The following is a 19,954-nucleotide window of genomic DNA, read 5'->3' as shown; positions in this document are numbered from 1 at the left end:
GATCCGGAGAGCCTCAATGGCCGATACCAGTACCGACGCGGGGCTTGCTCCGCGCCGCAGGCCCGGCCTTACCACGCGCCTGCGCTACCGTCTCATTCCCGACCACCTGCTGGGCGAGATCCTCGCCAAGCCGTGGATCGACACCGCCATCCCGGCGATCATCCTGGCGATCACCATCGCGGTCTTCGCGGCGCTGACGCCGGACTTCTACAGCGCCAGCAACCTCGGCAACCTCGGCCGCGTGCTGGGCGAATACCTGATCATCGCGCTGGGACAGGCGGTGGTGATCCTGGCCGGCGGCATCGACCTGTCGATCGGCTCGATCTTCGCGCTGTGCAATTTCGTCGGCATCTTCCTCGTCTTCACCGCCAAGCTGCACGTGCTGCTGGCACTGCCGCTGGTGATCGCGATCGGCGGGCTGATCGGGGCGTTCAACGGCTACCTCATCGGCTACCTGCGGCTGCGGGCATTCCTGACCACGCTGGTGACGCTTATCATCGTGCGTTCGATCACCGACATCCTCGTGGTGCGCTACGGCTCGAGCCTCATCACCGATTTCGACATCAACGGCATCGACCTCTTCGACTGGTTCGCGGACGGCAGCGTGTTCGGCCTGGCCTCATCCGCGCTGGTGGCGCTCGGACTGGCGGTGATCTTCCACGTGGTGCTGAGCCGCACCCGCTTCGGCTGGCATGTCGCCGCGGTGGGCGGTTCGCGCCGCTCGGCCTTCAATGCCGGGATCAAGGTGCGCCGGACGGTCTTTCTCACCTACGTGATCTCGGGCGCGACGACCGGGGCGGCGGCGTTCTTCTACGTCACCCGCCTGTCGGCGACCGGCTCGAGCACCGGTGTCGGGCTTGAGATGATCATCATCACCAGCGTGATCCTCGGCGGCATCAGCCTCGGCGGCGGCCGCGGCTCCATCCTCAAGGCGGTGCTGGGCACGCTCGTCGTGGTCATCATCACCTTCAGCCTGCTGCGGTTGGGCCTGGCCTCGGGCGGAAGCTCGGTGGTGTTGGGTGCGATCCTGCTGCTGGCGGTGGTCATCGACATCCGCTGGAACAAGAACCGCCACAAGCTGCTCAACCGCACCTATGCCTCGCCGACGCTGCTCGAGATGCCGCCGATGCCCGACATCGCCGAGGGCTCGTCTTCCCCCTATGCGCGACGCAACCGGCTGGACGACGTCGAGGTGATCGGCAAGGGCGTTCTCGACGGTCCGGAAGACATCATCATCGACGACGAGGGCAACCTTTTCGCCGGCACGAGAAAGGGCGAGATCTATCGCTTCTTCGGACCTGATTTCAAGGAGTTCGAGGTCTTTGCTCACACCGGCGGACGGCCCTTCGGCATCACCGTGGACCGTGACGGCTCGATCCTCTGCTGCGTTGCCGGTGCAGGGCTCTACCGCATCACCAAGGACCGCGAGATCATCGCGCTTTCGACCCAGACGCAGCGCTCGCTGACCTCGATCAAGGATGACAGCCGGGTGCGCATGGCCGACGATCTCGACGTCGCGCCGGACGGGCGGATCTTCTACACCGATCCCATCGGCCGCTACGATGCCTCGGAATGGCTTTCGGATGCGCTCGAGGGGCGCGGCACCGGACGACTGCTGTGCTTCGATCCCGCCGACGGCTCGACGAAAACCCTGCAAAAGGGGCTGCTCTTCGCCAACGGCGTCTGCCTCACCCACGACGGGCAGGCGATGCTCGTCGCCGAGACCTGGGGCGCGAAGATCGGCAAGTACTGGATCGCCGGACCGAAGAAGGGCACCTGGGAGCCGTTCATCACCGATCTGCCGGGCTACCCCGACAACATCAACCGCGCGTCGGACGGCACCTATTGGGTGGCGCTGGTCGGCATGCGCTCGAAGGCGTTCGACCTGGCCCTCGAGATGCCGGGGTTCCGCAAGCGCATGATCCGTCGGGTGGCGCCGGACAACTGGCTGTTCCCGAACACCGGCACCGGCTGCATCCTGAAGTTCGACGAGCAGGGCAACACCATCGAGAGCTACTGGGACCGCCCCGACGGCGCTTGGCCGCAGATCACCTCGATGTGCGAGCACAAGGGCCGGCTGTTCCTCGGTGGGGTCATCAACGACAGGGTTGGCGTGTTGACGCTCGAGACCGCCGACCCCGACTGGACGCAATACGAGTCTTACTGGGGAGGCAAGGCATGATTTCGATGGTCAAGGACAGCTACGACCGGTTCCGCGGCTCGGGGGCTCATGCACTGACGGTGCCGCCGCTCGACGGTGCCTTCCGGGCCAATTCGTCGCTCGACGCGGCGCCCGTGGTGCTGCGCTGCCACGACGCGGACAACGTGGTGCTGCGCAACGGCGCGCTGCACTTCTCCAGCGGGGGCACGGTCCTGCGGATGGAAGCCGACGGCTCGGTCGACCGGGTGCTGTCCGGCGTGGGCGAGATCACGGCGATGGCTGCCGGCCCCGGCGGACAGCTGGCCATCGCCCACGAGGGCGGTGCCGTCACCATCGTGTCGGACACCGGCAAGCGCGAGATCGCCCCGGTCCAGCCGGGCAGCGACGTCACCGCGCTGTGTTTCCTGCGGGACGGCGGGCTGGCGGCGGCGATCGGCGCCGAGGGCCTGCGCTTTCGCGACTGGCGACGCGATCTGATGCTGCGGGGCCGGACCGGCTCGGTCTGGCGACTGCCCGAAGGCGGCGACCCGGAGTGCATGTCGCGGCGTCTCGCCTATCCCATCGGTCTGCTTGAAGAAGAGAGCGGCGCGCTGCTCGTATCGCTCGCGTGGGATCACGCGGTTGCCCGTCTCGAAAAGGGACGACGTCCGCAGACGGTGCTCGGGCACCTGCCCGCCTACCCTGCCCGGCTCGCGCCGGCCGCCGGTGGCGGCTACTGGCTGAGCTTCCTGTCGGTGCGCAATCAGCTGGTTGAGTTCGCACTTGGAGAGCGCCGCTACGTCGAGCGGATGCTGGCCGAGATCGAGCCCGAATACTGGCTTGCCCCCGCGCTGTCGCCACCGGACAGTCCTCTCGCCCCGATGCAGGCCGGGGCCGAGCGCCACCATGGCGAGATGAAACCCTGGGCGCCATCGCTCAGCTACGGGCTGATCGCACGGATCGGGCCCGATCACCTGCCGCGGATGTCGCTTCACAGTCGTGCGGATGGCAACCGGCACGGGCTGACCAGCCTCGCCGCAGACGGCGACACCGTCTTTGCAAGCAGCCGCGGCGCGGGTGGCATCATCCGCATCGAGACGGAGGGCGCGACGTGAACATGACCCGAAGCGAGGCCATGACCGAGCAGCTCAACCGCCCCCCCGCCGAGACCGTCCTGGAAATGCGCGGGGTCACGAAGAGCTACCACGGTGCGATCGCGGTCAACGAGGTCGATTTCACCCTTCGGCGAGGCGAGGTGCACGCGCTGCTCGGCGAGAACGGCGCCGGCAAGTCCACCCTCACGAAGATGATGAGCGGCGTCACCGCGCCGACCTCGGGCGAGGTGCTGCTCGACGGCGCGCCCTATTCCGCAGAGACCCCCGCCGAGGCACGCGAGCATGGCGTGGTCATGGTGTTCCAGGAAACCAGCCTCGTGAACTCGATGACGGTGGCACAGAACCTCTATCTGGGCGACGAGAAGGCGTTCAACCGGTTGCGGCCGCTGTATATTTCCGCGCAGGTCTTTCTCAGCTCGCTGAATTTCGAGGTGGATCCATGGGCGCTTGCCGGCACCCTCGGGGCCGCCAAGAAGCAGATGGTGGAGATCGCGCGGGCCGTTCACCACGAGGCCCGCATCATCATCTTCGACGAGCCCACGACCGCGCTCACGCCGGAGGAGAAGGAACATTTCTTCGCGCTCGTGCGGCGTCTGAAGGCGAAGGGCGTCTCCATCATCTTCATCTCGCATGCGCTTGAAGAGGCGCTGGAGATCGCCGACCGCATCACCATCCTGCGCGACGGCAGCCACGTCATCACCGACGACACCCATGCCTTCGACCGCGAGAGCATCGTGCGCCACATGGTGGGACGCGACCTGTCGGCACAGATCTACTCGGGCGGCACCCGCACGCCGCGCCCGCGCGGGCCGCTACGTCTGAGCGTCGAGAACCTGTCGATGGGCAAGGCCGTCCGAAACAACAGCTTCTCGGTCTTTGCCGGCCAGGTCACCGGGCTCTTCGGGCTGATCGGCTCGGGCCGGACCGAGACCGCAAAGATCGTGTCGGGTGTGCTCAAGCGCAACACCTTCCATGGCGGCACGGTCCGTCTTGACGGCAAGGCTGTGCGCTACCGGGTGCCGCGTCAGGCGATGAAGGACGGGGTGCTCTACGTCACCGAGGACCGCAAGGTCGAGGGCTTCTTCGAGACCATGTCGATCCGCGACAACCTCGTGATGGGACGCCTGGCGCAGCGCGGCGGACCACTGGTGCTGAACAGCGCCGAGGCGCGCGCGCTCTATGATGACTGGAAGAAACGTCTGAACATCAAGGCCCTGTCCGACGAATCCAAGGTTGTCGAACTTTCGGGCGGCAACCAGCAGAAGGTCGTGATCGCCAAGAGCCTCGTGCAGGAGCCGCGGCTCATCATCTTCGATGAGCCGACACGCGGGGTCGACGTGGGCGCCATTGCCGAGATTCACGAGATGATCAACGGGCTCGCCGAAGCCGGTCTCGCGGTGGTGGTGATCTCTTCCTACCTGCCCGAGGTGCGCAGCCTGTCGGACCGCATCCTCGTGATGCGCACCGGCCGTGTCGTGGCCGAGTTCGACCCGGATGCATCGGAGGACGAGATCATGTTCGCCTCGGTCCACTAGGGTCCGACATGATGCCAAGGCAAACGCCTATGAGGGGCAAAGGTCGTGGCGGCCCGGGCTTCGTTGACAGCCCGAACCGGCAGACCGTAGCCTGATTTTCGAGGGATATCCGGGAGGAGAAACGGACCGGCCGCGTCGCCTGAGCAGCGCGCCGACAATCCCCGAAACCATCACTGAAGGGGTCCCTGCGGGGCCCGCTCACGAGCCTGTCGCCACCTCGGCAACGGGCCCGATATCGACGTGTCGAAAGGGGAGATCCACATGGAAGACGACGACGGCCACGGCAAGCTGCACCTGCTGCACATCCTGTTCGGGTTGCCACTGCTGCTGATGATGGCGCACGTCTGCCTCGACGTTCTGCTGCGCCAGGTCTTCGGGATCATCCTGCCCGGCACGCTCGAGATCGTATCGTTCCACTACATGGTGATCGCCGTTTTCCTGCCGCTGGCGCTGGTCGAGCTCTGGCGCAAGTCGGTGGCGGTCGACATCGTCTACCTGATGCTGCCGCGACGGGCGCAGCTGGTGCTCATCGCGCTGGTGCTGGCAACCACTGCGGCGGTCTACCTCGGTCTTGCCTGGCGCACCTGGGGCGACGCCATGGGCGCGATGCGGCGCGGAGATTTCCTGATGGGGGGGCGCCTCGAGGTGCCGACCTGGCAGTCGCGCTTCGCACTGCCGCTGGGCTTCGGCTCGGCCGGGCTGGTCGCACTGTGGCAGCTCTGGGGCGTGCTCTCCGGACGTGACCGCGACAGCTGGACCCAGCAGGGCGCCAACACCAGCGCGGAGGTCGAATGAATGGACAAGGTTGATATCGGTCTTCTGAGCCTCGTCGCCACGCTGGTGCTGCTGGCCCTTCGCCTGCCCATCGGCATCGCTCTGGCGCTGGTCTCCTTCGTGGGCATCGCCGCGATCACCTCTGTCGGAGCGGCCTGGGGCATCGTCAGCACCATCCCCTACAGCTTCGTCGCGACGTGGGAGTTCAGCGCCGTCCCGATGTTCCTGCTGATGGGCTATCTCGCCGCGCGCACCGACATGACCGGCGGCCTGTTCCAGGCCATGCGCATCCTGCTGGCCCGGGTGCCGGGCAGCCTTGCCTCGGCGTCCGTGGGCGCGAGCGCCCTCTTCGCCGCGGCGTCCGGCTCGTCGCTGGCAACCTCGGCGGCGCTGTCGAAGATCGCCGTGCCCGAGATGCTGCGCGCGGGCTACGACAAGGGGCTTGCCACCGGCACCATCGCCGCCTCGGGCACGCTGGGCTCGCTGATCCCGCCGTCGATCCTGCTGGTGATCTACGGGCTGTTCACCTCGACCCCGATCGGCCCGCTGTTCATGGCGGGCTTCATCCCCGGCGCGCTGACCGCCTTCGCCTTCGTCGCGATGATCATGCTGCGGGTCTGGCGCAATCCGTCGATCGCCCCGAAGCTGCAGACGCAGTTCACCCGCGCCGAGAAGATTTCCGCACTGCTCGACATCTGGCCGTTGCCGACCCTGATCGTCGGGGTGCTGGGCGGCATATTCTTCGGTGTCATCACCCCGACGGAAGCCGGTGCCGTCGGAACCGCGCTGGTGATCCTCATCTCCATCCTGCGGCGGCAATTCTCGCTGAAGATGCTGGCACAGGCGGCGGCGGATGCAGCGGTCGCCACCTCGGTGATGTTCGTCATCGCGGTCGGCGCATCCATGTTCGTCCGGCTCATGGCCTTCAGCCAGCTGCCCGGCTTCGCCGCCGACGTCATCCTCGGCATCAGCGACAACCCCTTCGTGGTCATCCTGCTGATCTCGCTGATCTTCGTGTTCCTGGGGATGTTCGTCGACGCGGTGGGGATCATGCTGCTGGTGCTGCCGGTCATCATGCCGCTGCTCGACCAGCTCGACATCAACATGATCTGGTTCGGCATCATCACCATCAAGCTGCTCGAGATCGGGCTAATCACACCGCCGGTGGGGCTCAACGTCTACGTGGTGCGCACCGCGCTCGGGAACCTCGTGAGCCTGCCGACGATCTTCCGGGGCGCCGCCTGGTTCATGCTGACCGATCTCGTGGTCCTGCTGATCCTCGTGGCCTTCCCCGTCATCACGCTTTGGCTGCCGGGCGTGATGGCGCACTGACAACGGCACAATTTCGAGGAGGAGGAAAGATGATCAACCTGAGGACCCTGGCGGGCAGCACCGCTCTCGTGCTTGCCGCCGCTCCGGCGCTGGCCGCAGACTACACGTTCTCGACGTTCCTGGGGCCGAACCACCCCATCACGCTGAACCTGCATGTGCCCTGGGCCGAGGACGTGGCCGAGCGTACCGACGGCGAGATCGACTTCGAGGTCTACGTCGGCGGCGCGATCCTGCCGGGAAACGGCGTGCTTCAGGGCGTTGCCCAGAACGTCGCGCAAGGCGGCTTCATCACCGCCGGCTACGTGCCGGCCGAAATGCCGGTGTGGAACGTCATCGGCGATGTCGCCTGGGAGGCATCGAGCGACTACGCGGTGACCCTCGCGGCCACGGAATTCGGCCTGCTGAACCAGCTCGGGCACGACGAATGGACCGGCAACGGCGTCGTCTTCACCGGCAGCGCATCGACGGTGATGTACAGCTACCTCTGCCGGGGCGAGCCGAAGAGCCTCGAGGACTTCGAGGGCCTGCGGATCCGCACCGCCGGCAACGGCTGGGCGCGCTTTGCCGAGAGCATCGGCGCGGTGCCGGTGAACGTCTCCTACACCGAGACGTATTCCGCGCTGGAGCGCGGGGCCATCGAATGCACCAATCTCGATCCGACCCATCTCTACAACGGTGCGCAGGTCGCCGAGGTGGTGGACTCCGTGGTGATGCTGCCGATGGGCCCGTTCTTCAGCCAGGCCGCCTGGGCGTTCAACCAGTCGTTCTGGAACGACCTGAGCGCCGAGCAGCGGCGGATCATCTTCGAGGAATCCGCCCGTTCCCTCGTGCGGCTGCATGACGCGCAGGACAAGATGCTCGAGGACAACCTCGCGCAGGCCCGAGAGAACGGTCTCGCGGTGATCGAACCGGCCGAGGATCTCGTGGCTGCCAAGGACGCCTTCGTCGCCGACGGCATCGGTGGGCTGGCGAAGATCGCCGAGAACCGCGGCGTGGCGAACTACCAGCAGGCGATCGACGAGTTCTCCGCCCTGCTCACCAAGTGGGACGGGCTCCTGGCCGAGAACGATCGGGACGATCCAGAGGCGATGTACGATCTCATCATGACCGAGCTCTACGACAAGCTCGACCCGGAAACCTACGGCGTCGAATGATGCACAACGCGGCGTGCCCCCGGAGGGGCACACCGCTTCCACGAAAGGAGACCCCATGACCACCTCGGAACGGCTTGCAGATTTCGCCGCCGGCCTGCGCTATGACGATCTGCCACCGCAGGTCACCCGCGAGGCCAAGCGCCTGCTGCTCGACACCATCGGATGCGGTCTCGGCGGCCACGCGGTGGAAAAGGGCCAGATGGCGGTGGCCTACGCCCGTCGGATGGGCGGCGCGCCGGAAGCGACGGTTCTCGGGATGCCGGGCAAGCTGCCGGCTGCCAACGCCGCCTTCGCCAATGGCGACCTGATGAACGCGCTCGACTGGAACGCGCTTCTGCCGCCTTCGCATGTGCCGCCCTACGTGATGCCCGGTGCCATGGCCCTGGCCGAGCTCGAAGGACGGTCGGGCCGCGATCTCATCACCGCGCTCGTGCTCGGCATGGAAGTCGCGGGGCGCGTCGGCCGTTCGCTTGGCGGGCTGCGGGCGACCAAGGGCGGCTACCCCCTGCCGGTCTGGGGCATCAGTTCGAACCAGCTTGGCGCGACGGCGGCGGCGGCGCATGTGCTGGGGCTCGACGCCGGCAAAATGCTGCACGCGCTGGGGCTCGCGGCCTTCCACGCGCCGGTTCCGAGCCATGTGAAATACAATTACACCAAGGAAGTGGGCTACGCGAAATTCGCGCCCTCCGGCTGGATGGCACAGGGTGGCGTGACCACCGCCACGCTGGCGCAGATGGGCTATCGTGGCGACACCTCGTTCCTCGAAACAGAGCGCGGCTTCTGGGCAATGAACGCGGCCCCCGCGTGGGACGAGGCCTCGGTACTGGACGGGATCGGCTCGGACTGGGTGTTTCTCAACGCGGCCTACAAGTTCTGGCCGACCTGCGGCTTCTACCAGTCGCCGCTGGATGCGCTGACTGCGCTGATCGACGAGCATGACATCCAGCCCGAAGAAATCGACGAGATCGTCTATGCCATCGAGCAGTTTGCCAGCATTCCGAAATACACCACCACCGAGCCCAACGATCATATCGAGGCCGCGGCGAGCGGGCCCTACATCCTCTCCGTGGCAGCGCATCGCATCCCGCGCGGGCCCGGCTGGCAGGCAAGGGAACTGCTCGAGCACCCGGGCATTCGCGCTCTCATGAAGAAGGTGCGCCATGAGGTGAACCCGCGCTCGGAGACGCTGCGGCACCAGGACATCGAGGTCGAGGGCCGGCCCTACCTCAGCCACCGGCCCGCGGACGTGCGCATCAGGGCGCGCGGGCAGGTCTTCGAGAAATCCCTGGATTTCGCCAACTGGCTGTCGATCGGCGTCGAGGGCTGCATCCCCACCGACGAGGGACTGGCCGAGAAGTTCCGCGCCAATGCCGAGGGCGTGCTGCCCCCGGCGCAGACCGAGGCGGTGATCGACGCGGTCATGTCACTCGAGGACGTGGGCGACGTCTCCACGATGATGGAGCAGCTGGCTGCACAGGAGCTCGCGCGGGTGTCTGCCTGAGAAACGGGTGCCCGTGCCTCAGGGCGCGGGCACCGTCCGGCGCGGCGGCAGATCGAGCCGCGCCACCATTCCCGAAAGCGAGGGATCCGGCGCCGGGTAGAGATCCAGCACCAGCGGATCGTGGCCGGGGATGACGTGTTCCCAAGAGCCGTCGGCAAGCGACAGGATCGTGCGGAACCCCTCTGCCATCGCGTCGGCATGCAGGATCGATGGGAAGGGAATGCCGCGCTGCGCGTTCAGGAAGAAATGCGCCGCATCCGAGGCAAGCACCACCCAGCCCCGCGACGTCCAGACCCGGACCACCTGAAGCCCGGCGGTGTGGCCTCCGACCCGGTGCACGCTCAGCCCCGGCACGATCTCGGCGCTGCCGTCGTGAAACACCACCCTGTCGCAATGCACGCATCGCACAAGGTGCAGCACGTCGTCGATCTCGTAGCCCCGCCGCAGCACCGGCGCGCACATGCAGCGCCCGGTGACATAGGACATCTCGGCGTCCTGCAGGTGGAAGCGTGCCGCACGGTATTCGGGCAGGTTGCCGGCATGGTCGTAATGGGCATGGGTCAGCACCACGTCCTCGACCTGCGCCGCCTCGATGCCCAGAAGTCCCAGCGCCTCGTGCGGCGGCCGCAGGACGGTGTCGCCCCGCTTGCCCGCCGAGGCCGCCGAAGAGCCGGTGTCGATCACGAAGACCCTGTCGCCGCGTTTCGCGACCCAGGTGTAGAACTCGAGGTCGGAATGCGCCTCGTGCAGGTCGCCCCCCTGCAGGTTCTGGCCGAGTGTCCGCGGCCCGTTACGGGCGTAACGGAGCGCGTAGAGCTCGAACGGGTCCATGGCTCAGGCGGGCTCGCGCATCTCGGCAGCGGCGGCCTGAACCGCACGAACGATCTTGTCGTAGCCCGTGCAGCGGCAGAGGTTCCCGGCGAGCCAGAACCGGATCTCCTCTTCGCTGGGATCGGCGTTGCGCTCCAGCAGGTTCTTCGCCGCCACGATGAGCCCCGGCGTGCAGAAACCGCATTGCAGCGCGGCCTCCTCGAGGAAATGACGCTGCACCGGGTGCAGGGTGCCCTTGTCCGAGACGCCCTCGATGGTGGTGATGGTTTTGCCCTGCGCCTCGGGGGCGAGCATCAGGCAGGAGCAGGTGACGCGCCCGTCCACCTCGATGGAGCAGGCGCCGCAGTCGCCCGAGCCGCAGCCTTCCTTGGAGCCGGTGAGGTTCAGCTCGTCGCGCAGCGCCGAGAGCAGCGTCTGGTCCGGACGGGCGAGGAATTCCATCTCGTCGCCGTTGATCGTCGTGGTGATGTGAAGCTTGGCCATGTGCTGTGCCTCCCCTGTCTCAGGCTTGCGCGCGCGCGAGCGCGGTGGCTGCGGCGCGCTTGAAGATGACGCCGGCGATCCGGATGCGGTATTCCGCCGTGCCGCGCTTGTCGTCGATGGGCTTGCAGACCGCCTGCACCTCTTTCGCGGCGGCATCGAGGGCGGCCTCGTCGACCTTCGTGCCGACCAGCGCCTCGGCGGCCGCGGGCACCAGCAGCGGTGTCGGCGCCACGGCGCCAACCGCGACACGCGCGAAGGTGCAGGTGCCACTCTCGTCCAGCACGATGTTCACCGCTGCGCCGACGACGGCGATGTCCATCTCGGTGCGCGGCGTGAAGCGGAGGTAGGCGTCCCCTGCCCGCGCCGGGCGCTTCGGCAGGTGGATCGCCGCGATCCACTCGCCACGCTCGAGGCTGGTGCGGCCGGGGGCCACCGGAATGTCCTCGACCGGAACGTCGCGGCGCCCGGAGGGTCCGACCACGGTGACGGTGGCACCGGCCGCGATCATGCCCGGCACGCTGTCGGCAGCCGGGGAGGCGTTGCAGAGGTTCCCCGCCGGGGTCGCCCGGGACTGAACCTGCATGGAGCCGATGAGATCGATCCCCTCGCAGACCCCGGGCCACGCGGCGCGCAGGGCGGCATGTTCGTTGATCCTCGCGCCGCAGACCGCCGATCCGATGTGAAACCCGCTGTCGTCCTCGGTGATCTCACCCAGCTCGGGGATCGCCTTGATGTCGACTACCAGCGAGGGTGCGCGCATTCCCGCGGTCATCTGCACCACAAGGTCGGTGCCCCCCGCGAGAACGTGCGCCGCGCCGGCCTCGGCCGCAAGCAGGCCGACGGCCTCGTCGATGGATGTCGCCGAAACATATTGCATCTGTCGTGAACTCCTCCGCTCGGCCGGTCGCGTCTCCTCGTGGCGCGGTCCCGGCCCATGCGTCAGTGTCACCGTGCGCCCCCCTGCGCACAAGGCGTTTGGCCCGTCTGCAGCGCTTGCAGAGGCGCAGCCAATGCCGGGGCAAGGCGGGCGGGATACCGCGCCCTGCCCCGGCGGCAGCTCAGGTCAGCCAGAGCGTGATCGCCGGGAACGCGAGCAGCAGGGCCAGCGTCACGAACTCGGCGATGATGAAGGGCGTGACACCGGCGAAGCTCTTGCGCAGGTCCGTTCGCGTCGAGGACCCGGTGACGAAGACGACCATGCCAAGCGGTGGTGTCACCAGCCCGATCTCGGTGGTCTTGATCATGATCACGCCCCACCACACCGGATCGAAGCCCAGGCCCACCATCAGCGGGGTCGAGATCGGAGCCGTGAGGATGAGCACCGCCGCCTGGTCCATGAACATGCCCAGGATCAGGTAGATGAGCACGACGATAAGCATCGCCTGCACCGGGGACATCCCGCTGGCAGCGATCCACTCGAGCAACGTGTCGGTGATCTTGGTGAACGAGATGAAATAGCCGACGACATGCGCGCTGATGATGATCATCATGATCATCGAGGTGATGCGCATGGTGCCCCCGAGGGCGTGCGTGAAGCTGTTGGTGGTCATCCGGCCGGAGAACACCGAGATCAGAAGCGCACCGAAGGCACCGATGGCAGCCACCTCGGTCGGCGTCGCGATGCCGCTGTAGAGCCCGCCGAGAACCACGACGATCAGCAGGAACATCGGCCAGACGCGTCCGCCGCGCTCCTCGGCCATGGCGCGCTCCTTGTCGGCGTCGCTCGGCCCCCACTCCGGCTTGAACTTCAGCGTCAGCGAAATGGTGAGGATGTAGCCGAGCATGGTCATCAGGCCCGGTGTGACGCCCGCAAGGAACAGCTTTCCGATCGAGGTCTCGGTGACGACACCGTAGATCACGAAGGCCACCGACGGCGGGATCATGATCGCCAGTGTGCCGGCGATCGAGATGGTGCCGACGGCAAGCTGCGGCGAGTAGCCGGCCTTCATCATCGCCGGGAAGGACGCCCGCGCGAGGCTTGCCGCCGATGCGGTCGACGAGCCGGTCGCGGCGGCGTGGATCGCGCCGGCGAAGATGCAGGCCATGGCAAGACCGCCGCGCACCTTGCGCAGCAGGCGATTGCAGGCCAGCAGAAGGTCGGTGGCGACGCCCCCGCAGGCGAGGAACTCGGCCATCAGGATGAACATCGGAATGGTCAGCATGATCGAGCTGGCGACGGTGCCGTGCACCACCTTGCCCAGCAGCGTCTCGATCATGCCGAAGGGGACCAGCATGTTCAGGCTGATGACGCCCGCGATCCCCAGCGCGTAGCCGATCGGAACCGCAAGGACCATGAGCCCGAGGAGAATGGCAACGCCGATTGCGAAGGTCATGCCGCGCCCTCCTCGATCTCGGCGGTGACCTCGAGCCCGTGACGCGGGCCGACGCAGGTCAGCAGCAACCGGAGCGACAGAAGCCCCATCCCGATGGGAATCCAGATCCAGGACCAGTGCCACGGCCAGTCATAGACACCCATGTCGACCGATCCGGTGCTGTAGGTGTCCCACCACTCGTAGCCACCGAGCCACGCGAGCTGCGCGCAGTAGATGCCGCTGGCAAGAAGCCCGACACGCAGCAGGATCGTCTGCAGCAGTCGCGGCAACGCATAGAGCATGAAGGTGATGCGGATATAGCCCCCGGTCTTGAACGCCCAGGCCATCGGCATGCAGATCAGGCCGACCATCAGGTAGTTCTCGGTGACGAAGAGATTGAAGTTGAGCGGGCTGTTCAGTGCGTAGCGGAACAGCGCATCGGCGGTGTTCAGAACCATCGCGGCGAGCATCATCGCGGCGGCGATCACCGCCGCGGCGATCTCCACCGGTGACAGAATCCGGTCCGCGACAGTCCATGCGCGCCCCAGCGGCGAGCGGTTCTCGGTCATTCCTTGGTCCTCCCTGCATGGCGCAGCATGCGTCGTTCGGCACGGGCCCGGTCCGGGTCGCAGAGAAGCCGGACGGTCAGCATGCCGAGGTTATCCCAAGTTTAGTCATACTTCCCGAAATCCGTCGGGATCAATGCGCAGCCGAGCCTATGTCGGCCATAGGCTCGCCTTTGGCCGTGGCCCACGTCAGGGCCCTGATGCTTGGAGAGAAGCCCTGCACTCTTTACCTTTGCGGGCAAGGGCGACATGTTCGCCGCGTCCGGAGGAGGATGCCGGGCCCGTGCGGGGCAAGGTGACAGGGAACCGGGACGCTAGATAGATCTACTTGGGAGGACCATCATGACAGGACCTGCTTACAGGAAAACCGGCCTCGGGCTGGCGCTGGCCGCGACCACGGCCCTGACCGCAACCTCGGCGGCACAGGCAGAGACGATGATCGTCGCCACCGACCTGCCCCCCACGCATTTCGTTTCGGTGCAGGGGGTCGAGCGCCTGATGAACTGCATAACCGAGGCCGCCGGCGACGAGATCGACTTCAACTACTTCCCCTCCGGCCAGCTGGTGAAGCGCGACGAAGGCGTCTCGGCGCTTCAGAAGGGGCTGGCGCAGCTGACCTTCTCGACGATCGCTGCCGAGACCGCGACTGTGCCGCTGCAGAGCGTGACCGTGCTGCCGGGCATGTTCGAAAGCGCCGTCGACGGGGTCGAGGCCTGGCGCGCGGCGATCAGCACCGACGGGGCGCTGAAGGACGAGCTCGAGAGCGTCGGCGTCAAGCCGATCCAGATGAGCCTGCTTGCGCCCTACCAGATCATGGGCACGCAGAACTACGCGGATATCGCCGACTGGCAGGGCAAGAAGATCCGCACGACGGGCTCGGCGCTGAACTTCCTCGTGGACAGCATCGGCGCGGTCTCGGTCGAGATGTCGGCCAACGATCTCTACACCGCGATGCAGCGCGGCACGGTCGATGGCACGATCCTGTCGTTCGCCTCGGCCACGCCCTACTCGGTCAACGAGGTCGCCACCCACATGAGCGAGAATGCCAGCTTCGGCACCTCCGCCTCGTGGATCGGTATGAGCCAGGAGTATTTCGACAGCCTGTCGCCCGAGCACCAGCAGATCGTCGACGAGTGCGGCAAGACCACCGAGCTCGAACTCGCGGCATGGGTCGACGAGAACGAGGGCCGCATCCGCGACGAGTATCGCGAGCAGGGCATCGAGATCTACGAGCTGAGCGACGACCAGCTCGCGGCCTTCTCCGAGGCGATGGCGCCGGTCGAGAACGACTTCGTTTCGCGGCTCGAGAGCCGTGACCTGCCCGCGCAGGAAGCGCTCGACCTGTTCAAGGAGCAGCTCGCGAACTGACCCCTCCGAGCAGGCCGGACATGACGAGGGGTGGGCCCGGGCCCGCCCCTTTTTTCTTGTGGCAGGACAAGACGCATAGGCCTGCGCGAGGGTCAGCCAAGGCAGCGGCGCGACCGTGGTTTACCGGAAAATAATGCATGATACACAATTATGTATCGGCCCGCGTCCGGGCCGTCGGCGATCGCCGGGGAAACACCACCTAGGGAGGCGCGGATGCCCGCAAACTACAAGCAACTCGCCAGCGGCATGTTCTACGAGGAACTCGAGCCGGGCACGGTATACAAGCACTCGATCACCCGCACGGTGACCGAGGCCGACAACCTTCTGTTCTCGACCCTGACATACAACATGGCCTGGCTGCATGTTGACGACGAATACTGCAAGAACCACTCGATGTTCGGGCAGCGGCTGGTCAACAGCAACTTCACGCTGTCGCTCGTGGCCGGGGTGCAGGTGCACGACATGACGCTCGGCACGACGCTGGCCAACATGGGCTATTCCGACGTCAAGTTCCCCAACCCGGTGTTCATCGGAGATACCATCTATTCCGAGACCGAGGTGCTCTCGAAGCGCGAGTCGAAGTCGCGGCCCAACGCCGGGCTGGTCGAGTTCGAGACCCGTGGCCTGAACCAGCGCGACGAGGTCGTGGTGACCCTGCGCCGCACCGGAATGATGATCAAGAAATCCTCCTTCGAGGAGGAAAGCTGAGGCCTACGCCTTCTCGGTCTGGCGCATCATCGCGAGATAGCCCTCGCGTCGCGCCGGATCGACCTTCAGCGGGCGGTCGTAGGACGGATCCTCCGGCCCCCTCACCGGGCCCCGGCCCGCGTTCATGAAGTCCTTCACCTCCTGCGGCAGGATCGCACGGGTCGAGGTGAAGGAGGTGAGATCGTCCATGTCGGGGATCTCGTCCATCATCGACCAGTCGCGCAGCGTCACGCGTGCGGCGATGCGCCAGGCGCCCTCGCGCTTTTCCAGCCGGTCGACATAGCGCCCGCCGCCAAGCGTCAGCGGCTTTCCCTTGCGGTTCATGCAGACGAACATGAAGTAGGTCTCGGCGTGGGCGGTGTCGCCGTCCAGCTCGACGGTCTGGTTCAGCAGGCAATGCTGGTGCGACAGATGCGCCGCGCCGTGCTGACCAAGTGCCCAGTCGACGAATTCCTCGGGTGTGCCGACGAACTTGCCGTGCTCGTCGAGACAGTCGGGATGAAAAGCCGACAGGATCAGGTCGCGGTCGAACCGGTCGACCCCCCGGCAGTAGCGCACGAGGCACTGGCGGATCTGCTCGCGGTCCCAGAGCTCCTGGACCTTCTGCTCGAACGACGGTTCCGTGGTCATCATGGTCTCCCCCCATGGTTGCTGTCGCCGCCCAGTATGCAGCAAGCGCCCGCGCCTGCGAGGGGGCGGCGCGCGGCATAGCCCGCGCCTATGCGCCGTCGAGGAGCCGCATGACCGTGCCGCGAAAGCCTCGGAAATCGGTGCCCGCCTGACCTACCCTGTGCGCGGACAAGACACGGGAGGATACCTGATGAAGATTGGAATGATCGGCGCGGGCCGCATTGCCTCGGCCCTTGTGGAACGGCTCGCACCGCACGGGCACGAACTGATGATCAGCAACTCGCGCGGACGCGAGGCTGTGCAGGAGACCGCCGATGCGCTCGGCTGCCTTGCCGGCTCGGCCGAGGACGCGGCCGCCTTTGGCGAGGTCACGGTGGTGACGGTGCCGCTCAATCGTTTCGACACGATCCCGGCCGAGGCCATCGGGGACCGTATCGTCGTTGATACCTGCAACTACTATCCGGGTCGCGACGGCCCGCATCCCGAGTTCGAGGGCGGCGGCGACACCACCAGCGAGCAGCTGCAGCGGATGATGCCGCAAGCACGGGTGGTCAAGGCGTTCAACTCGATCATGTCGGCGCATCTGGCCGAGGGTGGGCGCCCCACTCCGTCGGGCGGACTCCACGCGCTGCCGATCGCCTCGGACGACACGGCGGCGGCGGACGTGGTGGCGCAGATCGTCCGCGACTGCGGTCTCGATCCGGTCTACGCAGGTCCGCTGAAGGACAGCTGGAAGTTCGAACGGGCCCGTCCGGTCTATTGCCGGCCGCTCGATGCCGAGGCGCTGCGGGAGGGGCTTGCCGCCACCACCCCGCAGGACTTCGTGCCCGAGAACAGCTGGAAGGACTGAGCCTTCAGCGCGGCGCCCCGGTCTCTCCCGGGCGCCGCGTCTCCTCGGCATCGAGGAAGTCGAACCGGTAGAAGCGGCGCGCGATCTTCCAGCCCTCCTCCGTGCGGCGGTAGGTGTCGGTGTATTCGACAAGACTGCGCGGCATCACCCGCGACGAGATCACCCCCTCCTGCGGCGCCGGCTCGCGGAAGACGATCGCGTAGGACGTCCCCTTGGCGTTGTCCGCGTCGATCACGTCGACGATCTGGTTCGTTGCGATATGCCGCCCCAGCCGGTCCTTCGGGTAGCGCCCGATCCAGGCACGGATGGCCTCGCGCCCCTCGATCGGCACCGGCTCGACGGCTGGCTTGTAGACCGCATCCTCGGTGTAGATCGACGCGAAGCCGTCGGGGTCGAGATGATCGAGATGCTGGCAGTAGCGCACCGTCAGATTGCGGCACTCGTGCTCGATCAGCATGCGTTGAACGGGGTCCATGTCGTCTCCTTCTCTCGAACGGGGCGACGCCCCCGAAGGGGCGCCGCGTGGTTCAGTCGATCAGGCTCGGAAGCCACAGCGCGATGGCCGGGAAGCTCACCAGAAGCGTCAGGGTGATGAGGTCGGTCGCGATGAACCAGAGCGCGCCCCGGAACACGGTCGAGATCGGAACGATCCCGCGCAATGCGGACCCGATGACGTAGCAGTTGAGCCCGACCGGGGGCGTGATCATGCCGATCTCCAGAAGCTTGATGACGATGATGCCGAACCAGATCATGTCCACGTTCGCCGCCTGCAGCAGCGGGAAGAAGATGGGCAGGGTCAGCAGCATGATGCCGATGGACTCGATGAACATGCCGAGCACGATGTAGACCACGGCGATCATCAGGATCAGCTGAACCGGGCTGTCGCCCATGCCCATCATGAAGCTCGCAACCGCGCGCGGCACACCAGTGAGGCCCATGAAGCTCGTGAACATCGTGGCGCCCACGGCAATGATGAAGACCGTCGAGGTGCCGATGGCGGCGTCGCGGACGGCGGTGCGCACCACGGTCCAGTTCAACCGGCGCTTGAAGGCCGCCAGCACCATCGCCAGCGACGCACCGACGGCGCCGGCCTCGGTCGGGGTCATCACGCCGGCGAAGATGCCGCCGAGGACGCCGAGGATCAGTGCCGGCAACGGCCACACCTGCTTGATCGCGGCCAGCGTTTCCGCCCGCGTCGCACGCTCCTCGGAGCGCGGTGCGAGATCGGGGTTGGCCTTCACCCGCAGCATGATCATCGTCATGTACATCGCCGCCGAAAGCGCCCCCGGCAGGAAGCCCGCGAGGAAGAGCTTGCCGACCGACACGTTGGCGAAGATCGCGTAGACGATCATCAGGATCGACGGCGGGATCAGCGAACCCAGCGTGCCTGCCGAGGCGATCGTGCCCGTGGCCAGCGCCTTGTCGTAGCCCTGCTTGAGCATTTCGGGCACCGCGATCCGCGACATCGCCGCCGAGGTCGCCACCGACGATCCCGAGGCCGCCGAGAACATGGCGCATGCGCCGACGCCGGCGCAGCCGAGACCGCCGGGAACCCGCCTCAATATGATCTTCAGGGCCGCGAACAACCCGTCGGTGAGCCCGCCGTTCGAGGCGACGTAACCCATCAGCAGGAACATCGGCACGGCGCTGAAGCTCCAGTTGGCGATGAAGTCGAAGGGAATGGCGCGGGCGATGCCCCAGGCAACCTGGAGGCCGAGCGCGGCCCAGACGCCGCCGAAGGACACCACGAGCAGCACGATGCCGATGGGCGCGCGCAGGGCGATGAGGGCCAGCACGAGACCCGCGCTGGCAAATCCTATTTCTAGCATGGACATGTCAGTCGGCTCCGTGATCGATGTCTGCGGTATGCACCGCGGTAAGCTCGGCCCGGGCCCGCGGCTTGAAGAGCAGCCGCGCGAAGAGCATCAGGCAGACGGCAGCCGCGAGCATCATCGCGCAGGGCAGAAGGAAGCGGGCCGGCCAGATGTAGACGCGCACCGCGCCCATCACGATCTCCTTGCGCTCGAACGCCTTGATGGCATCCGGCCACGAGATCCACGCGACGCCGCCGTAGCCGATGGCGCTCAGCAGCAGCACGAAGCCCACCACCGCGACCTGCATCCGCGGCGACATCATCTGGTAGAACAGCTCGACCGCGATTGACTGACGCGTCAGTTCGACGAACCCCATGGGAAGAACGACGATTGCCACCATGTAGTAGTAGGCGGTGACCTCCAGGGTTCCCTGGATCGGCGTGTTGACGGTGTACTTCAGGACCACGTCCAGCGTGACGTGCACCATCATCGCCAGCACCGGTATGGTGGTGACGGTGACGAGCGCTTCCGACACCCACTCAAGCGGATTGCGGATCATCCTCCTCCCTCCTTTTCCTGCGGTCTGCGCGGGGTCGGGCGATCCTCCCTGCCCGATTGTCCCGTATCGCGACCTAGTAGCCCCCGTTCTACGGGTCGCCCTCATTTCGCGGCAAGCACGGCCTTTGCCAGCGGACCTTTAGGGGTCAGGGGCACCGCCTATGGGGTGAAGAAAGCCGTTCCTCCAGCCCGCACCGGGAGCGTATAGTCCCATATTGCATCATTCTCGCATTTCGCGGCCGGGAGGGCCGCGCTCGACGGGACATCAGGGAGGAGGGTCACC

At 66.5% G+C, this 19,954-nt stretch carries 19 protein-coding genes; 10 read left to right on the top strand and 9 right to left on the bottom strand.

Going from position 1 to position 19,954, the window contains the following annotated elements; all coding sequences use genetic code 11:
• Positions 1 to 16 precede the first annotated feature (16 nt).
• The 7 genes from D6860_RS00185 to D6860_RS00155 all read left to right on the top strand — a co-directional run bounded on the left by D6860_RS00185 (position 17) and on the right by D6860_RS00155 (position 9,551).
• Positions 17 to 2,182: an ABC transporter permease gene (locus D6860_RS00185; RefSeq protein WP_076624658.1), complete on the top strand. Its 2,166-nt coding sequence runs from the start codon at positions 17 to 19 to the stop codon at positions 2,180 to 2,182.
• Positions 2,179 to 3,255, top strand: a complete 1,077-nt coding sequence (locus tag D6860_RS00180; RefSeq protein ID WP_083697879.1) for an NHL repeat-containing protein — start codon at positions 2,179 to 2,181, stop codon at positions 3,253 to 3,255. Before D6860_RS00185 ends, D6860_RS00180 begins: the two co-directional genes overlap by 4 nt.
• A 2-nt stretch (positions 3,256 to 3,257) precedes the next feature.
• Positions 3,258 to 4,790, top strand: coding sequence for a sugar ABC transporter ATP-binding protein (locus tag D6860_RS00175; RefSeq protein WP_229743222.1), 1,533 nt, complete (start codon positions 3,258 to 3,260; stop codon positions 4,788 to 4,790).
• A gap of 261 nt (positions 4,791 to 5,051) precedes the next feature.
• Positions 5,052 to 5,585, top strand: a complete 534-nt coding sequence (locus D6860_RS00170) for a TRAP transporter small permease (RefSeq protein WP_076624659.1) — start codon at positions 5,052 to 5,054, stop codon at positions 5,583 to 5,585.
• Positions 5,586 to 6,896 carry a TRAP transporter large permease gene (locus tag D6860_RS00165; RefSeq protein WP_076624660.1) on the top strand — a complete coding sequence of 437 codons (1,311 nt, stop codon included), beginning with the start codon at positions 5,586 to 5,588 and terminating at the stop codon, positions 6,894 to 6,896.
• A gap of 29 nt (positions 6,897 to 6,925) precedes the next feature.
• The gene (locus tag D6860_RS00160) at positions 6,926 to 8,050 is read left to right on the top strand and encodes a C4-dicarboxylate TRAP transporter substrate-binding protein (RefSeq protein ID WP_076624661.1); all 1,125 of its coding nucleotides are present in this window, start codon (positions 6,926 to 6,928) and stop codon (positions 8,048 to 8,050) included.
• Between the two features lie 55 nt (positions 8,051 to 8,105).
• Complete coding sequence (locus tag D6860_RS00155) at positions 8,106 to 9,551, top strand: MmgE/PrpD family protein (protein WP_076624662.1); 1,446 nt, start codon at positions 8,106 to 8,108, stop codon at positions 9,549 to 9,551.
• Between the two features lie 18 nt (positions 9,552 to 9,569).
• Here the strand turns inward: D6860_RS00155 and D6860_RS00150 are convergent, their stop codons facing one another.
• From D6860_RS00150 to D6860_RS00130, 5 genes are all read right to left on the bottom strand, one after another.
• Positions 9,570 to 10,382 carry an N-acyl homoserine lactonase family protein gene (locus tag D6860_RS00150; RefSeq protein WP_076624663.1) on the bottom strand — a complete coding sequence of 271 codons (813 nt, stop codon included), beginning with the start codon at positions 10,380 to 10,382 and terminating at the stop codon, positions 9,570 to 9,572.
• A 3-nt stretch (positions 10,383 to 10,385) separates the two neighbouring features.
• Entirely contained in the window at positions 10,386 to 10,865 is a 480-nt protein-coding gene (locus D6860_RS00145; RefSeq protein ID WP_076624664.1) for a (2Fe-2S)-binding protein, read from the bottom strand.
• Positions 10,866 to 10,884: 19 nt separating this feature from the next.
• Positions 10,885 to 11,742, bottom strand: a complete 858-nt coding sequence (locus D6860_RS00140) for an FAD binding domain-containing protein (protein ID WP_076624665.1) — start codon at positions 11,740 to 11,742, stop codon at positions 10,885 to 10,887.
• A gap of 181 nt (positions 11,743 to 11,923) precedes the next feature.
• Positions 11,924 to 13,198, bottom strand: coding sequence for a TRAP transporter large permease (locus D6860_RS00135; protein ID WP_076624666.1), 1,275 nt, complete (start codon positions 13,196 to 13,198; stop codon positions 11,924 to 11,926).
• Positions 13,195 to 13,746: a TRAP transporter small permease gene (locus D6860_RS00130; protein ID WP_076624667.1), complete on the bottom strand. Its 552-nt coding sequence runs from the start codon at positions 13,744 to 13,746 to the stop codon at positions 13,195 to 13,197. The genes D6860_RS00135 and D6860_RS00130 overlap by 4 nt, the downstream gene beginning before the upstream one ends.
• A gap of 339 nt (positions 13,747 to 14,085) precedes the next feature.
• On the opposite strand from D6860_RS00130, the gene dctP reads away from it, so the two are divergent.
• Both dctP and D6860_RS00120 read left to right on the top strand, forming a co-directional pair.
• Positions 14,086 to 15,111 (top strand): TRAP transporter substrate-binding protein, encoded by a 1,026-nt coding sequence (dctP, locus tag D6860_RS00125; protein WP_017468880.1) that lies wholly within the window; start codon positions 14,086 to 14,088, stop codon positions 15,109 to 15,111.
• Between the two features lie 213 nt (positions 15,112 to 15,324).
• Positions 15,325 to 15,819: a MaoC family dehydratase gene (locus tag D6860_RS00120; protein ID WP_076624668.1), complete on the top strand. Its 495-nt coding sequence runs from the start codon at positions 15,325 to 15,327 to the stop codon at positions 15,817 to 15,819.
• Between the two features lie 3 nt (positions 15,820 to 15,822).
• Here the strand turns inward: D6860_RS00120 and D6860_RS00115 are convergent, their stop codons facing one another.
• Positions 15,823 to 16,449 (bottom strand): nuclear transport factor 2 family protein, encoded by a 627-nt coding sequence (locus tag D6860_RS00115; protein ID WP_206512184.1) that lies wholly within the window; start codon positions 16,447 to 16,449, stop codon positions 15,823 to 15,825.
• Between the two features lie 190 nt (positions 16,450 to 16,639).
• Between D6860_RS00115 and D6860_RS00110 the strand changes: the two genes are divergently transcribed.
• Entirely contained in the window at positions 16,640 to 17,299 is a 660-nt protein-coding gene (locus D6860_RS00110; RefSeq protein ID WP_017468375.1) for an NADPH-dependent F420 reductase, read from the top strand.
• 4 nt (positions 17,300 to 17,303) lie between these two features.
• Here the strand turns inward: D6860_RS00110 and D6860_RS00105 are convergent, their stop codons facing one another.
• The 3 genes from D6860_RS00105 to D6860_RS00095 are packed head-to-tail and all read right to left on the bottom strand — an operon-like array spanning position 17,304 to position 19,672.
• Entirely contained in the window at positions 17,304 to 17,774 is a 471-nt protein-coding gene (locus D6860_RS00105; protein ID WP_076624669.1) for a nuclear transport factor 2 family protein, read from the bottom strand.
• Between the two features lie 52 nt (positions 17,775 to 17,826).
• The gene (locus D6860_RS00100) at positions 17,827 to 19,134 is read right to left on the bottom strand and encodes a TRAP transporter large permease (protein ID WP_076624670.1); all 1,308 of its coding nucleotides are present in this window, start codon (positions 19,132 to 19,134) and stop codon (positions 17,827 to 17,829) included.
• 1 nt (position 19,135) lies between these two features.
• Positions 19,136 to 19,672 carry a TRAP transporter small permease subunit gene (locus D6860_RS00095; RefSeq protein WP_076624671.1) on the bottom strand — a complete coding sequence of 179 codons (537 nt, stop codon included), beginning with the start codon at positions 19,670 to 19,672 and terminating at the stop codon, positions 19,136 to 19,138.
• Positions 19,673 to 19,954 lie beyond the last annotated feature (282 nt).

Source organism: Salipiger sp. D13, assembly GCF_003703915.1.
GTDB classification, from domain to species: Bacteria; Pseudomonadota; Alphaproteobacteria; order Rhodobacterales; family Rhodobacteraceae; genus Salipiger; species Salipiger profundus.
This window is presented reverse-complemented; position numbering and strand designations above follow the sequence as displayed.